This window comes from Pseudomonas sp. GW823-FHT06B06 (genome assembly GCF_058795195.1).
This window is the reverse complement of the sequence record NZ_JBXAHO010000008.1, coordinates 16,341-29,113: the sequence shown is the minus strand read 5'-3', so window position 1 is coordinate 29,113 and position 12,773 is coordinate 16,341. Positions and strand designations below refer to the sequence as shown.

Annotated in this window: 16 protein-coding genes; 6 read left to right on the top strand and 10 right to left on the bottom strand. The window is 57.8% G+C overall.

All coding sequences use genetic code 11. The annotated features are described in order from the left end of the window. Positions 1-30: 30 nt before the first annotated feature. The 3 genes from AC1Q8Q_RS09180 to AC1Q8Q_RS09170 all read right to left on the bottom strand — a co-directional run bounded on the left by AC1Q8Q_RS09180 (position 31) and on the right by AC1Q8Q_RS09170 (position 3,678). On the bottom strand, positions 31-1,557 hold the full coding sequence (locus AC1Q8Q_RS09180; RefSeq protein ID WP_033038880.1) for a SulP family inorganic anion transporter: 1,527 nt from the start codon (positions 1,555-1,557) through the stop codon (positions 31-33). Between the two features lie 90 nt (positions 1,558-1,647). Further along, entirely contained in the window at positions 1,648-2,379 is a 732-nt protein-coding gene (locus AC1Q8Q_RS09175) for a carbonic anhydrase (RefSeq protein ID WP_020798065.1), read from the bottom strand. A 240-nt stretch (positions 2,380-2,619) separates the two neighbouring features. Then, on the bottom strand, positions 2,620-3,678 hold the full coding sequence (locus AC1Q8Q_RS09170) for a PA0069 family radical SAM protein (RefSeq protein WP_033038882.1): 1,059 nt from the start codon (positions 3,676-3,678) through the stop codon (positions 2,620-2,622). Between the two features lie 190 nt (positions 3,679-3,868). On the opposite strand from AC1Q8Q_RS09170, the gene AC1Q8Q_RS09165 reads away from it, so the two are divergent. Next, positions 3,869-4,174, top strand: a complete 306-nt coding sequence (locus tag AC1Q8Q_RS09165; RefSeq protein WP_020798067.1) for a hypothetical protein — start codon at positions 3,869-3,871, stop codon at positions 4,172-4,174. A 53-nt stretch (positions 4,175-4,227) separates the two neighbouring features. On the opposite strand, the gene AC1Q8Q_RS09160 is transcribed toward AC1Q8Q_RS09165, so the two are convergent. After that, positions 4,228-4,515: a YheV family putative zinc ribbon protein gene (locus AC1Q8Q_RS09160; protein WP_008064765.1), complete on the bottom strand. Its 288-nt coding sequence runs from the start codon at positions 4,513-4,515 to the stop codon at positions 4,228-4,230. Continuing rightward, positions 4,512-6,590, bottom strand: a complete 2,079-nt coding sequence (gene prlC / locus AC1Q8Q_RS09155) for an oligopeptidase A (RefSeq protein WP_492614987.1) — start codon at positions 6,588-6,590, stop codon at positions 4,512-4,514. The genes AC1Q8Q_RS09160 and prlC overlap by 4 nt, the downstream gene beginning before the upstream one ends. Before the next feature lie 62 nt (positions 6,591-6,652). Here prlC and AC1Q8Q_RS09150 point away from each other — a divergent pair, with 62 nt between their 5' ends. Together AC1Q8Q_RS09150 and AC1Q8Q_RS09145 are read left to right on the top strand one after the other, a co-directional pair. Next, entirely contained in the window at positions 6,653-7,198 is a 546-nt protein-coding gene (locus AC1Q8Q_RS09150) for a gamma carbonic anhydrase family protein (RefSeq protein WP_008064772.1), read from the top strand. Positions 7,199-7,226: 28 nt separating this feature from the next. Then, positions 7,227-7,877 (top strand): HAD family hydrolase, encoded by a 651-nt coding sequence (locus AC1Q8Q_RS09145; protein WP_020798070.1) that lies wholly within the window; start codon positions 7,227-7,229, stop codon positions 7,875-7,877. Positions 7,878-8,043: 166 nt separating this feature from the next. On the opposite strand, the gene AC1Q8Q_RS09140 is transcribed toward AC1Q8Q_RS09145, so the two are convergent. Beyond that, on the bottom strand, positions 8,044-9,111 hold the full coding sequence (locus AC1Q8Q_RS09140) for an aminopeptidase (RefSeq protein ID WP_033038890.1): 1,068 nt from the start codon (positions 9,109-9,111) through the stop codon (positions 8,044-8,046). A 60-nt stretch (positions 9,112-9,171) separates the two neighbouring features. On the opposite strand from AC1Q8Q_RS09140, the gene AC1Q8Q_RS09135 reads away from it, so the two are divergent. Both AC1Q8Q_RS09135 and AC1Q8Q_RS09130 read left to right on the top strand, forming a co-directional pair. Further along, positions 9,172-9,594, top strand: a complete 423-nt coding sequence (locus AC1Q8Q_RS09135) for a PA0061/PA0062 family lipoprotein (RefSeq protein WP_033038893.1) — start codon at positions 9,172-9,174, stop codon at positions 9,592-9,594. Between the two features lie 40 nt (positions 9,595-9,634). Beyond that, positions 9,635-10,054 carry a PA0061/PA0062 family lipoprotein gene (locus AC1Q8Q_RS09130; protein WP_033038895.1) on the top strand — a complete coding sequence of 140 codons (420 nt, stop codon included), beginning with the start codon at positions 9,635-9,637 and terminating at the stop codon, positions 10,052-10,054. Between the two features lie 6 nt (positions 10,055-10,060). Here the strand turns inward: AC1Q8Q_RS09130 and AC1Q8Q_RS09125 are convergent, their stop codons facing one another. Together AC1Q8Q_RS09125 and AC1Q8Q_RS09120 are read right to left on the bottom strand one after the other, a co-directional pair. After that, positions 10,061-10,294: a DUF1161 domain-containing protein gene (locus AC1Q8Q_RS09125; protein ID WP_492614986.1), complete on the bottom strand. Its 234-nt coding sequence runs from the start codon at positions 10,292-10,294 to the stop codon at positions 10,061-10,063. A 163-nt stretch (positions 10,295-10,457) separates the two neighbouring features. Further along, entirely contained in the window at positions 10,458-10,889 is a 432-nt protein-coding gene (locus AC1Q8Q_RS09120) for an OsmC family protein (protein WP_020798076.1), read from the bottom strand. Positions 10,890-11,126: 237 nt separating this feature from the next. Between AC1Q8Q_RS09120 and AC1Q8Q_RS09115 the strand changes: the two genes are divergently transcribed. Further along, positions 11,127-12,128 carry an LLM class flavin-dependent oxidoreductase gene (locus tag AC1Q8Q_RS09115; RefSeq protein WP_168757039.1) on the top strand — a complete coding sequence of 334 codons (1,002 nt, stop codon included), beginning with the start codon at positions 11,127-11,129 and terminating at the stop codon, positions 12,126-12,128. Between the two features lie 78 nt (positions 12,129-12,206). Here AC1Q8Q_RS09115 and AC1Q8Q_RS09110 read toward each other — a convergent pair whose 3' ends face one another. Both AC1Q8Q_RS09110 and AC1Q8Q_RS09105 read right to left on the bottom strand, forming a co-directional pair. After that, positions 12,207-12,431 (bottom strand): DUF1161 domain-containing protein, encoded by a 225-nt coding sequence (locus AC1Q8Q_RS09110; RefSeq protein ID WP_020798078.1) that lies wholly within the window; start codon positions 12,429-12,431, stop codon positions 12,207-12,209. Between the two features lie 123 nt (positions 12,432-12,554). Continuing rightward, entirely contained in the window at positions 12,555-12,770 is a 216-nt protein-coding gene (locus tag AC1Q8Q_RS09105) for a dodecin (protein WP_007940746.1), read from the bottom strand. Between the last annotated feature and the right edge of the window lie 3 nt (positions 12,771-12,773).

Below are 12,773 nucleotides of genomic sequence, written 5' to 3'. Positions count from 1 at the left end.
CGAGCAGGCTCGCTCCTACAGGTGGGTTATTCAGCCAGCCGCACCAATTCCGATATTGGTCCGCACCCGGCCCTCCAGCCTTCGCTTCAACCCGCGCGACTCGATCAACAATTTCGAGCCCTTGGCCGCATTCGCCCGTCCCCATTCCTCCAGCAATTCCAGGCACGAATGGTCGATGTAGCTCAGGTTATTGAGTGGCACATGCACCGTCGCACCTGCCGGAATGCTACCCAGTACCCGGGTCAACGCCGGCACCTTGAGAAAGGTCGCCGCCCCCACCAGACGCAGCTCCATTTCGCCGTCCTGCGGAAGGTCGATCAGGCTTATTTTCAGTCGTGAGGCTTTCAGCGCCAGCTTCACCAAGGTCAAGCCGAAGCCGACCAGCACGCCCGTCAGCAAGTCGGTGAAGATGATCGCCAGCGCTGTCGTGGCGTAGGTGAACATCGGCATTCGACCGTATCGACCCAAACCGCGAAAAGCCTTGAGATCCACCAGTTTGAAACCGGTGTAAACCAACACACCGGCCAGGCTCGCCACGGGAATGCTTTGCAGCACGCTCGACAACAACATTACGAACGCCAGCAGCCATAATCCATGGAAAATCGTCGAGTAACGCGTGCTGGCACCGGCCTGGACATTGGCCGAGCTGCGTACGATCACTCCGGTCATCGGCAACGCGCCGAGCATTCCGCAAAGCATGTTGCCAACGCCTTGGGCGGACAGCTCGCGGTCGAAGTCCGAGCGTTGACCACTGTGCATGCGGTCGACTGCGGCAGCGGATAGCAGGGTTTCGGCGCTGGCAATGAATGCGACCGCGAATGCGGCAATCAGCAACGCAGGGTCAGCCAGGTTCAGCAAGTCGGCAGGTTTAAGCCAATCGATGGCTTCGGACAGGTTTGCGGGTACTTCCACCCGTTTGACTTGCAGCGCCAAGGCCAGGCTGACGACGGTGGCGATCCCAACCCCCAGTAGCGCGCCGGGAACGAAGCGCAGGGAATGGGGACGCAGCTTTTCCCACAACCACATGACTGCGATCGTTCCCAACCCAAGCAAACCGGCCTGCCAGCCAAAGGATGGCAAAGCCTGAGCCACGGCGGCCGGGAAGGCTGCCAGGTTATCCAGCCCCGAGGGCTTGGGCGTGGCGTCCAGCATCACGTGCAGCTGTGACAGGACGATCAGCACCCCGATCCCGGCGAGCATGCCGTAGACAACGGCAGGTGCTGTCACGCGAAACCAGCAGCCGAGTTTCAAGCGACCAGCGACCAACTGTAAAAAGCCCGCCAACAGCAGGATTGGCCCGAGCATGACCACGCCATGCTGGCGTACCAGTTCGAACACCAGCACCGCCAGACCTGCCGCAGGACCACTGACTTGCAATGGCGAGCCGGCCAGCCAACCGACTACCAGTCCACCGATGATCCCCGTGATCAGGCCTTTGGCTGGTGGCAGTCCCGAAGCAATGGCAATGCCCATGCACAATGGCAGGGCGACCAGAAACACCACCACCGAAGCCAACAGCTCCCGTGGCAGCACTGTTTTAAGTTGCGCAGCACGCATGATGATTCTCCCGAAGTTTTCTTCAGGCATGGCAAGGCCGGGCCGCTGTAACAGCGGCCGGCATCAAACCACACAGATGGTTAGGAGGATTTAGAAGCGCGCTTTGGGCGTCGCCACCGGAATCGGATGGCTGCCGTCGAGCGGCAGGAAACGACCCTGATCCGCGTCGTAAGCTTTGATTTCGCTGGTTTCGATGTCATAGACCCAGCCATGGATGAACAGTTGACCGTTCGCCATGCGCGAGGCGACCGAGGGATGGGTCCGCAAGTGTTGCAACTGGGCGATGACATTTTCATCGGTGAGGACGTGCATGCGTTCGTTTTCGTCGGCGCAGTTGCAGTTGTCGTGCACCATGGTTTTCGCGACTTCCGCATGCCGCAGCCAGGCTTTGACCGTAGGCATTTTTTCCAGGCTGTCGGGATTGAGTACCGCACGCATCGCTCCGCAATCGGAGTGGCCGCAGATGATGATGTGCTGTACACCCAGTGCCAGCACCGCGTACTCGATGGCGGTGGACACACCACCGTTCATCTGGCCGTACGGTGGTACGACGTTGCCGACGTTGCGAGTGACGAACAGGTCGCCCGGCGAGCTGTGGGTGATGAGCTCGGGGACGATGCGCGAGTCAGCGCAGGTAATGAACATCGCCCGTGGCTGCTGGGCCGTGGCGAGTTTTTTGAAGAGTTCTTCCTGTTGTGGAAAGATCTCATGATGAAAATGCAAAAAGCCGTCAACGATATGCTTCAGCGCTGCATCGGCGCTTTCCGCCCCGGGTTGGGCAGAAGCCGACGCAGCCAACGGCTGTTTATCCTTGTCACTCATGATTCATCCTCTTTGGCGGAGTCAGGGATATTCCCGTTTTGTCCGGTGTGAAGCCAGTGGCTGTCTAAAAAAACATCCAGGTCGTCGATCGACCCGTCAGTCACTCGATGAACAAGGTAGCCGTCGAATCTTAACTCAAACTGAAAAGACCGCTCTAGAACCTGTGTTCCAGGTCACAAAAAACGTGACTGGCGAAAAAGTTGAGGGCGATCCTCGTACTCAACCATAGGCTAATTGTCCTCAAATCAACGACATTTGGCGACCCGGGGGACAGAAGGCATCGCAGTCCAGGTTGAAACCTTCCCGATGGTTGAGCCCCAGGCGTTTAATGGCTTTGGCAAAACGTTGTGCCAACAAATCGGCAAAGGGGCCTTCACCACGCATGCGTGCGCCAAAGCGACTGTCGTACAACTCGCCGCCACGGCTCTGGCGAATCAGGCTGAGGACATGGGCCGCACGTTGCGGATAGTGGGCCGCCAGCCACTCTTCGAACAGGGGCGCGACTTCCAGGGGCAACCGCAGCATCATGTAAGCCGCGCTTTGTGCTCCAGCGGCATGGGCTTCTGTGAGCAGGTTTTCGATTTCGCTGTCGTTGATCATCGGAATCATGGGTGAGCACAGAACGCCCACAGGAACTCCCGCTTCGCGCAACACCCTGATCGCCCGCAGCCGGGCCTTGGGGGCCGCCGCGCGGGGCTCGAGGATGCGCTTGAGCTCGTCGTCCAACGTGGTCAGGCTGATCATCACCGCCACCAGCCGTTGACGGGCGAGTTCGGCCAGCAGGTCCAGATCGCGCAGAATCAACGAGCCTTTAGTCACGATGGTTACCGGATGACGATAGCGCAGCAGCACTTCGAGGGTTTGGCGGGTGATCTTGTAGTCGCGCTCGATGGGCTGGTAAGGATCGGTGTTGGAACCCAGGTTAATCGGTGCGCATTGATAGCCACGTTTGGAAAGCTGTTCTTCCAATATGTCCGCTGCATTGGTCTTGGCGATCAGCTTCGTCTCGAAATCCAGACCTGGCGACATGTCCCAATAGGCGTGACTGGGCCGTGCATAACAGTAGATGCAACCGTGCTCGCAGCCACGATAAGGGTTGATCGAGCGATCGAAGGGCAGGTCCGGTGAATTATTGCGGGTGATGATGGTTTTCGCGGTCTCGATGGACACCTCGGTGCCTTGGGTCATCGGCGCTTCCTGGTACCAACCGTCGTCCTCGGCCACCGAGCGATGGGGGGCGAAGCGGTTATGCGGGTTGGTGGCGGTGCCGCGACCGCGTGGAGGCAATGGCGCGTTCATGGGAATGGCTCGCATGCTGTATGCCCATACAGTATACGTGAAAGATTCGAGTGACCAGTGCCGTTGGGCAGCTCTTGGTTTCGAAAGTCACTGAACGATACACATCGCGTCTGGTTGAAACGCTCCAGCGACCGGTATTGTTATGGTCGCTCCATGCATTGATTGGAGTATTAATTAAAAGGATTTAATTATGTCGATGTTTAATCGCCGCGGTATTTTTTTGCAGAAACTTGGTCCGACTGTCGTCGATCCAAATGAAGTGCTTGTATCGATGCAGTTCGCATTGAAAGAAGAGACTTGGGATACGAAAAATTTCGCGACGAGCACCGCTTTGCTGGACGCCACCACCCTCATCGCCTCCTCAAATGATGGGGGACAATCATTCAAGATCCGTAACCTCAAAAAAGATGTCGATGGTGACGGCGATATTGATGCCGAGGACATGATGAAACTGCTGGCGCTGGCCAAAGCCTACGTCAGCATTTCCATGCCTTGACGGAATCTCAATACCTCTCACGGCGTTGCGCCGTGAGAGGTGTCGCTTTCCTCTCAGTGTTGCTCGTCAGGCTTTTTCTTCAGCTTCGGATTCGGAAAAAACTGCACGGCCTGAACCTTGGTGTCCGCAGGCTTGAGTGCGGAAGTGTTGACCCGGGTACCCAGTTCCTTGGGAACGGACAGGCCTTGTTCATTCAGCGTATCGGAGTAACCGCAAGCCACGCATTCGCGATGCGGTACGTCGTCTTCGCTCCACATCATCAACTTGTCCGGCTCGCTGCAGGCTGGACAAACCGCGCCGGCGATAAAGCGTCGTTTGGTAATCACGGGGCTCTCACTCATGCTGCTGCGCCCTCACTCAGGCCGCTGTGGCGCAAGAGTGCGTCAATCGACGGCTCACGACCACGGAAATCGACGAACAGCACCATCGGCTCTTGAGAACCGCCGCGCGCGAGGATCGCTTCGCGGAATGCCCGGCCGGTGTCGGCATTGAGCACGCCCTCTTCCTCGAATTTGGAGAAAGCATCGGCCGAGAGCACTTCAGCCCATTTGTAGCTGTAGTAACCCGCCGCGTAACCACCGGCGAAGATGTGCGCGAAGCTGTTAGGGAAGCGGTTGTAGGCCGGAGGACGCATCACCGACACTTCGTCGCGCACGCCTTCAAGCACTTGCAATACGCTGCGACCGTCACCATGGGTGGCGTGCAGTTCGAAGTCGAACAGCGAGAACTCCAGTTGGCGAACCATCATCAGGCCGGACTGGAAGTTTTTCGCCGCCAGCATTTTCTGTAGCAGGTCCTGGGGCAGTGGTTCGCCGGTTTCATAGTGACCGGAGATCAGCGCAAGCCCCTCGGGCTCCCAGCACCAGTTTTCCATGAATTGGCTTGGCAGCTCGACCGCGTCCCAGGCCACACCGTTGATGCCGGACACCCCGGCGTGTTCGACGCGGGTCAGCAGGTGATGCAAGCCATGACCGAACTCGTGGAACAGAGTGGTGACTTCATCGTGGGTCAGCAGCGCAGGCTTGCCGCTGTCGGCCGGAGTGAAGTTGCACACCAGGTTGGCCACCGGGCTTTGCAGCATCCCTTCGGCGGTGCGGCGACGATCGCGGGCACCGTCCATCCAGGCACCACCGCGTTTGTTGGCGCGAGCGTAGAGGTCGAAGAAGAAGCGGCCGACGTGCTGGCCGTTTTCCTTGATTTCGAACAGGCGCACATCCGGGTGCCAGGTGTCGAAGCCTTGCTGCTCGGCGATTTCGATGCCGTACAGGCGTTGCACGATGGCAAACAGGCCGCCCAGTACTTTATCGATCGGGAAGTAGGCACGCAGGGCTTCCTGGGCAACGCTGTAACGTTGTTCGCGAAGTTTTTCGCCATAGAAGCCGCTGTCCCAGCTTTGCAGGTCCGGGCAGCCCTGTTCGGCCGCATAGGCCTTGAGCTGTTCCAGGTCCTGGGCGGCGAACGGCTTGCTGCGCTTGGCCAGGTCGCGCAGGAAGCTCAGCACCTGATCGCTGGATTCCGCCATTTTGGTGGCCAGGCTCAGTTCCGAGAAACTGGCGAACCCCAGGAGCTTGGCCAGCTCCTGACGCAGGTCAAGGATTTCCTGCATGACCGGGCCGTTGTCGTTCTGGCCGGCATTCGGGCCCTGGTCCGAGGCGCGGGTGCAGTACGCAGCGTAGACTTCTTCACGCAGTGCGCGATCGTGGGCGTAGGTCATTACCGCGTAGTAGCTCGGGAATTCCAGGGTGATCAGCCAGCCATCGAGGTCCTTGGCTTGCGCGGCGGCGGCCATTTGCGCCTTGGCCGAATCGGTCAGGCCGGCGAGGGCAGCTTCGTCGGTGATGTGCTTGGTCCAGGCCTGGGTGGCATCCAGCAATTGGTTGGAGAAGCGGCTACCCAGCTCCGACAGTTTGCTCTGCACTTGGGCGTAGCGCTTCTGCTCGGATTCCGGCAGGTCGATACCCGACAGACGAAAATCGCGCAGGGCGTGTTCCAGGATAGTTTTCTGCGCTACGTCGAAACCGGCGGCTTCCGGACTGTTGGCCAAGGCCTCATACGCCTGGAACAGTTCACGGTTCTGGCCCATTTCCGTGGAGTAGGCGCTCAATGCAGGCAGGCAAGCCTCATAGGCTTCACGCAGTTCGGCACTGTTGCACACGGCATTCAAATGGCTGACCGGACTCCACGCCGCACCCAGGCGGTCATTGAGCTCGTCCATGGCCAGCACCAGGCCGGCCCAGGTCGGTTGTTTGCCCTGGGTCTTGAGGATCTCGATAATGGCGGCGCGGTTGTTAGCCAGGATCTGTTCAATGGCCGGTTGCACATGCTCGGCACGGATCGCGGAGAACGGCGGCAGGTCGTAGGACTGCAAAAGAGGGTTGTTCACGCTCACGGTTGGCACCTTGGCTGGAAGAAACATGCAGCCATCTTAATTACAATCGACACTCACCGCAGCTATCAGCGACAGAGAGAGAACCTATCGTGTCCCTTCGCAAGTACCAGAACCACACGCCGTTGCTCGGCAAAGGCGCTTTTGTCGACAGTTCGGCGGTGGTGATCGGCGATGTTGAAATCGGCGAAGACAGCTCGGTATGGCCATTGACGGTGATCCGTGGCGACATGCACCGCATCCGCATTGGCGCGCGTACCAGCGTGCAGGATGGCTGCGTGCTGCACATCACCCATGCCGGGCCGTTCAATCCGGATGGTTTCCCGTTACTTATTGGCGACGACGTGACCATCGCCCACAAAGTCATGCTGCATGGCTGCACTGTGGGCAGCCGGGTCCTGATCGGCATGGGCAGCATCGTCATGGACGGCGCGGTGGTCGCCGACGACGTTATTATTGGTGCCGGAAGCCTGGTACCTCCGGGTAAACGCCTGGAAAGCGGTTTCCTGTATGTGGGCAGCCCGGTGAAACAGATCCGGCCACTGACTGACAAGGAACAAGCCTTTTTCACCTACAGCGCGGCGAACTACGTGAAGCTCAAGGATTTGCATCTGGCCGAAGGCTACGACCAGATCTGAAATGTCTCGCTATCGCCCAGGAATCTTCATGCATTACCAAACCGTTCTGTTTGACCTTGATGGCACCCTGACCGACCCGCGCGAAGGCATCACCCGTTCGATCCAGTTTGCCCTGGGTAAGCTGGGCATCGATGAACCCGACCTGACCAAACTCGAACACTTCATCGGTCCGCCCTTGTTACAGGCTTTCATGCAGTTTTATAGCTTTGACGAGCCCAGGGCCTGGGAGGCGGTGAACTTCTATCGGGAACGCTTCAAGGTTACCGGGCTTTATGAAAACCGCGTATTCGACGGTGTTACACCGCTGCTCGAAACCCTGGGTGGGCAAGGACGACAGCTGTACATCGCGACCTCTAAACCCTGGGTTTTCGCCCGGGAAATCGCTCGCCATTTCGACTTCGCCAAACACTTCAAGGTGATCTATGGCAGCGAACTGGACGGCACCCGGACCAACAAGGTCGAACTGATCGCCCACCTGATGGCCGAAGAAGGCCTCGACCCGGCGAGTACCCTGATGATCGGCGACCGTAAGCACGACCTGATCGGCGCGCGCAGTAACGGGCTGGATGCGGCAGCGGTGGGTTATGGGTTTGGCAGTCGGGAGGAGTTGAGTGCCGAAGCACCGACTTATCATTTTGAAACGTTGGACGAGATGCATCAGGCGTTTTTGCGCGAGTAGGAGCGAGCGGGCGGCGATCCGACTTGGCGGCGAAAAACGATGACGCGGGGCAACAGACACAGCGCGGCGCCCAATTCGCCTGTAGGAGCGAGGCTTGCCCGCGAAGAACGATAACGCGGTGCAACAGGTACAACCGCGGCGCCTGGTTCGCCGGCAAGCCTGGCTCCTACAACGCCTTCAACGCCGCTTTACGCTGTTCAACCGGCAACGCCCCCAACTTTTCGACCTGTGCATAAAACTTCACCCAATCCCCACCTACTTGCCTGAACAACGCCGCAAACGCCGGCACCCATTGGTCATACAGACCGAACGGCAGCAATCGTGCATTGTTCATCGGCGCATTAATCCAAGCGTCGTAGCGTTTGTCCCCGGCCCATTGTTCATCACGCATCTGGCGGTATTCGGCGCGCAACTGTTCGAACGCCTCAGCTTTACGCTGGCGCATTTGTTCGGGCGGCAGCGGCAGGGTGTATAGCTTTTCAAGCCGGGTGCGGGTGTCCAGAATCAGCTGAATGAATTGGCCCCGTTGTTTCTCCTGTGTTCTGTTTACGGGTGGAAGGCTACGGTAAGCCCGCCATTGGCGGGTGCCTTCCTGCTCGACAAAGGTGGCGAATGACTCGTTGAACTCAGTGTCATCCTTCACATAAACACGCTGATGCGCGAGTTCATGAAAGATCAGCGTGGCCAGTCGTTCATCGCCCCAGCCCATCATTGAGTTCATGATCGGATCGTTGAACCACCCTAGGGTCGAATAGGCCTCTACTCCACCGATGGACACGTCCATGCCTTGCATGCGCTGCAGCGCCGCCTCACCGCGAGCCGCACTCTGGCTGTAATAGCCGCGATAAGCCACGCAACCGGCGACGGGGAAGCAGTGGTTTTGTGGCTTCAGGGAAAATTCCGGTGTGACAAACACGTTCCAGACCACGTAGGGACGGCCAATGTCGGCATACAGGCGGTAACTCTGATTATCCGGCAGGTGTAGTTGCTGGCTGGCAAAGGTCCTGGCCTTTTGTGATTGGACCAGGTGCGCGCGCAATTTCTGATCGCGCTGTGGGTCGGCAATGACGCGGGCAACGGGTTCCCGGGCCCGCAGCAATTGCAGTTGACCACTGGCCAACTGGCTGTAGTAGCTGACGCTGGAACAACCGTTGAGTAACAAAAACAGCACACCCGGAAACAAAATGCGTAAAACGCGATCAAGTAACCCAAGGCTTCGACGCGGCCTGATCAAAATAAAAAAATCCCTGGAAAGTCTGCTCGCAAGACTATCCCGCTTGACTGGAGCTCCGCTATGCGCAAGTTGATGCTGACGGGAGGCCTGCTGATGCTGGCCGGATGTGCTGGATTCGGATTACCTCGCCATGACCCGACGCAAGCCTGGATCGATCTGGAGTCACATCAGGAAGACACGGCCCTGCTGGCGTTTGAAGTGGACAACAAAGCGGCAACCGACAAGCGCTATTTCGAGGTTCAACCCGGCAGCCATGAGTTGACCGTTCGCTACCAGTTCCCCGTCCAGCCCACCAATATCGGTCCCGATGCGCAACCGCTGTGGCGAGACTGTCAGATGAATGTGAAATTCAACGACTTCAATGCAGGCGAGCGCTATCAATTGCAGGCGGGGAATATTGGTTTCCGGCCATGGGCCAAGCTGTATGATCAACAGCGAAAAGTGATTGGCCAGGGCACACCAGCGGGCTGTCAACGATCCTGATCGGCGCTATCCTGAATATCCTGACATAGGGATATTTATCATGCGCAGGTTGATGCTGTTACTGGCTGCAAGTGCCGTGGCCGGCTGTTCGACGCCTATGCCGGCGGCCAATCCGCACATGGCGTGGGTAGACTTCTCTACGCCATTTCCTAACGATAAATTGCTGATGGCGGAGCGACTGGATAACCAGCGCTTGCGTGACGGGCGTTTTTTCCAGGTCACTCCCGGTAGCCACGAGCTGACCGTGCGCTTCGATTTTGAAGTGCCAGGCGGGAGCTCGGACTTGTTCGGCGGTACTACGGAGCGGCTATGCTACATAATCGTTAAATACGATCATTTCGAAGCCGGTCAGCGTTATCTGTTACAAGCCCGTTCCATGGCGTTCACCCCTGAAGCGCGCCTGTATAACGCCAGGCGCGAGATCGTCGCCGAAGCGAGCCAGATCAACTGTGTGCCTTGATTCAGGTCAGCGGTCATTCTTCTGGTAGATGATTTTCTTGGTGCCGCCGTCGCAGGAGCCAACGACCATGTTCTGATCGTGCACTTCGTCGTTGGTAACGATTTCCAAGGTGTAGGACGTCACGCCTCGGGCCTGGATCTTGGCTTCGATTTCGGCCTTGAGCTCTTCACAAGGTTTGGGTGCCGCCAGGGCCGAAGTGGCCAGGGTGCAGCAGATAATCGCCAAGGTAAAACGTTTCATGGTTGAAGCTCCTTGAGGCAGCGCGCATAGGTCATGCGTTTGTGCTGCTGTCATTTATTCGACCACAGTTTTACCGGGCAAATCTGTTTCAAATCAAAAAAGATCGCAGCCTGCGGCAACTCCTACAGGATCAAGAGTTGCCGAAGGCTGCGATCATGCGAACTTAGTTGACCAGCGTCGCATCCAGGCTGATTTTCGCATTCAGCACCTTGGAGACCGGACAACCCTCTTTGGCCTTGTTGCTCAACTCATCGAACTGCGCCTGGCTCGCGCCGGGGATTTTTGCCTTGAGGATCAATTTCACGGCCGTGATCGCGAAACCACCTTCTACCTGGTCCAGGGTCACTTCGGCGTTGGTATCGATGCTGTCGGCCTTGAGGCCGGCCTCACCGAGAATCATCGAAAACGCCATGGAGAAACAGCCCGCATGGGCCGCACCGATCAACTCCTCCGGATTTGTGCCCTTTCCGCCCTCAAAGCGGGCCTTGAAGCCATAGGGCGCGTCCCTGAGCACACCGGTTTCGGTGGAAATCGAGCCGATGCCGGTTTTCAGATCACCTTCCCAATGGGCCGATGCTTTCTTGGTGATAGCCATGCCTGTCTCCTCAAGATCCGGCGCGAAGCGTCGCGCCGTTGTGGTTTCGGTCGTTAGGGTTCTGAGGGTAGACCGGGGAGCAAAGTTCAGCGCATCTGATCGTTCGGTTTTTTGTCGCTAAATTTCGCCTTGCTATTGAAACTCGGGTATATGCCCTCATTGCATGAAACACGCTTATGGATTCGGCAGGTTTTCGTTTGTAAAAAAACCTGCGCCCTCAATTGGAGAAGCAGGATTATGAAACGACTGTCCGATATCAAGTTCTCGACCCTCGACCTGGTGCCCGTGCGCGAAAACGGCAGCGCCGCCCAGTCGTTGCGCAACTCGCTGGACCTGGCGCAGCACGTCGAGAAGTTCGGCTATAACCGCTTTTGGGTGGCTGAACATCACAACATGGACGGTATTGCCAGTTCTGCAACCTCCGTGCTGCTTGGCTATCTGGCCGGTGGTACGTCGACCATCCGTGTCGGGTCCGGTGGGGTAATGCTGCCAAACCATGCACCGCTGGTCATCGCCGAACAATTCGGCACGCTGGAAAGTCTGTATCCAGGGCGCATCGACCTGGGGCTTGGCCGTGCGCCCGGTTCCGACCAGATGACGGCCCGTGCGCTGCGTCGCGAACGTTCCGGCAGTGCCGACGACTTCCCGGAAGATGTGGCCGAACTGGTGCGTTATCTCGGCCCGCGCACCCCGGACCAGCGCGTCATCGCAATGCCGGGTACCGGCACGAATGTGCCGATCTGGTTGCTGGGCTCAAGCCTTTTCAGTGCGCAGCTGGCAGGGGAGCGCGGTTTGCCTTATGCGTTCGCGTCACATTTTGCTCCGCGCTTCATGCATGAGGCCATTCGCGTCTACCGCAATCACTTCAAGCCTTCCGCCGTGCTGGACAAGCCATACGTAATGCTTGGCGTGCCTTTGGTCGCCGCCGACACGGATGAACACGCCGATTATCTGGCGACCTCGGTATTCCAGCGTATTCTTGCGCTGATGCGTGGTCAGAGCCTGGTGCAGCGCCCGCCGGTGAAGACGATGGACGGGCTGTGGTTGCCTCATGAGAAAGAGGCGGTCAGCGATTTCCTGGGATTGGCGATGATCGGCAGCCCGCAAAAAATCCGCGCCAAGCTGGACGTGCTGATCGAGCAGACCCAAGCCGACGAGCTGATTTTTACCTGCGACCTGTACGAACATGCGGATCGGCTGCATTCCTATGAGCTGCTGGCGCAAGTCATGAAGGGCTGAACACGTTGACCGCAAAAAAGCTGACGCGATGGCGTCGGCTTTTTGCTGGCAATCGGTTGGGGCTACCGTTTTCTGGTGCTACCGCTTATAGACTATTTCCTTGCTGCCCTTCTCGCAGGTGCCGACGATTTTCCCGCCAGACGCATTGCCTTTGTCGACAATTTCCAGCGAATAGCCGGAAATGCCCTTGGCGTCGAGCTTTGCTGCGATTTCGGCTTTCAATTCTTCGCAATTTTTGCCGTTGTCAGCAAAGGCAGTACCCACCAGGCTCAACAAGCCTACCGCCAAAATAAATTTCTTCATCAGTCGCATTTCTCTGGTCGGATCAAAAAAAGGCATCCAGCCATTGGCCGGAAACGCATCTAGCGCACTGCCATTCCTTATGGCATTCGGCCAGCGCTCAAGTTCAACAGACTAGAACCAACGTCAGCTACTGGCAATCCGGAACCCGACCTTGAGTGTCACCTGGAAGTGCGCAGCCTTGCCATCCTTGATATGGCCACGGGTCTCAGTGACTTCGAACCATTCCATGTACTTGAGACTTTTGTTGGCCTCGGCCAGTGCGTTGTTGATCGCGTCTTCAATACTACTGGTGGACGAGCCGACGAGTTCGACTTTCTTATAGGTGTGATGGTCAGTCATGGC

Bases quoted from the DNA above. Each gene is read 5' to 3' on its own strand.
- AC1Q8Q_RS09170 (WP_033038882.1), bottom strand. From the start codon at position 3,678: ATGAACGCGCCATTGCCTCCACGCGGTCGCGGCACCGCCACCAACCCG.
- AC1Q8Q_RS09175 (WP_020798065.1), bottom strand. From the start codon at position 2,379: ATGAGTGACAAGGATAAACAGCCGTTGGCTGCGTCGGCTTCTGCCCAA.
- AC1Q8Q_RS09145 (WP_020798070.1), top strand. From the start codon at position 7,227: ATGCATTACCAAACCGTTCTGTTTGACCTTGATGGCACCCTGACCGAC.
- AC1Q8Q_RS09135 (WP_033038893.1), top strand. From the start codon at position 9,172: ATGCGCAAGTTGATGCTGACGGGAGGCCTGCTGATGCTGGCCGGATGT.
- AC1Q8Q_RS09105 (WP_007940746.1), bottom strand. From the start codon at position 12,770: ATGACTGACCATCACACCTATAAGAAAGTCGAACTCGTCGGCTCGTCC.
- AC1Q8Q_RS09180 (WP_033038880.1), bottom strand. From the start codon at position 1,557: ATGCGTGCTGCGCAACTTAAAACAGTGCTGCCACGGGAGCTGTTGGCT.
- AC1Q8Q_RS09130 (WP_033038895.1), top strand. From the start codon at position 9,635: ATGCGCAGGTTGATGCTGTTACTGGCTGCAAGTGCCGTGGCCGGCTGT.
- AC1Q8Q_RS09120 (WP_020798076.1), bottom strand. From the start codon at position 10,889: ATGGCTATCACCAAGAAAGCATCGGCCCATTGGGAAGGTGATCTGAAA.
- AC1Q8Q_RS09125 (WP_492614986.1), bottom strand. From the start codon at position 10,294: ATGAAACGTTTTACCTTGGCGATTATCTGCTGCACCCTGGCCACTTCG.
- AC1Q8Q_RS09110 (WP_020798078.1), bottom strand. From the start codon at position 12,431: ATGAAGAAATTTATTTTGGCGGTAGGCTTGTTGAGCCTGGTGGGTACT.
- AC1Q8Q_RS09165 (WP_020798067.1), top strand. From the start codon at position 3,869: ATGTCGATGTTTAATCGCCGCGGTATTTTTTTGCAGAAACTTGGTCCG.
- AC1Q8Q_RS09160 (WP_008064765.1), bottom strand. From the start codon at position 4,515: ATGAGTGAGAGCCCCGTGATTACCAAACGACGCTTTATCGCCGGCGCG.
- AC1Q8Q_RS09115 (WP_168757039.1), top strand. From the start codon at position 11,127: ATGAAACGACTGTCCGATATCAAGTTCTCGACCCTCGACCTGGTGCCC.
- prlC (WP_492614987.1), bottom strand. From the start codon at position 6,590: ATGTTTCTTCCAGCCAAGGTGCCAACCGTGAGCGTGAACAACCCTCTT.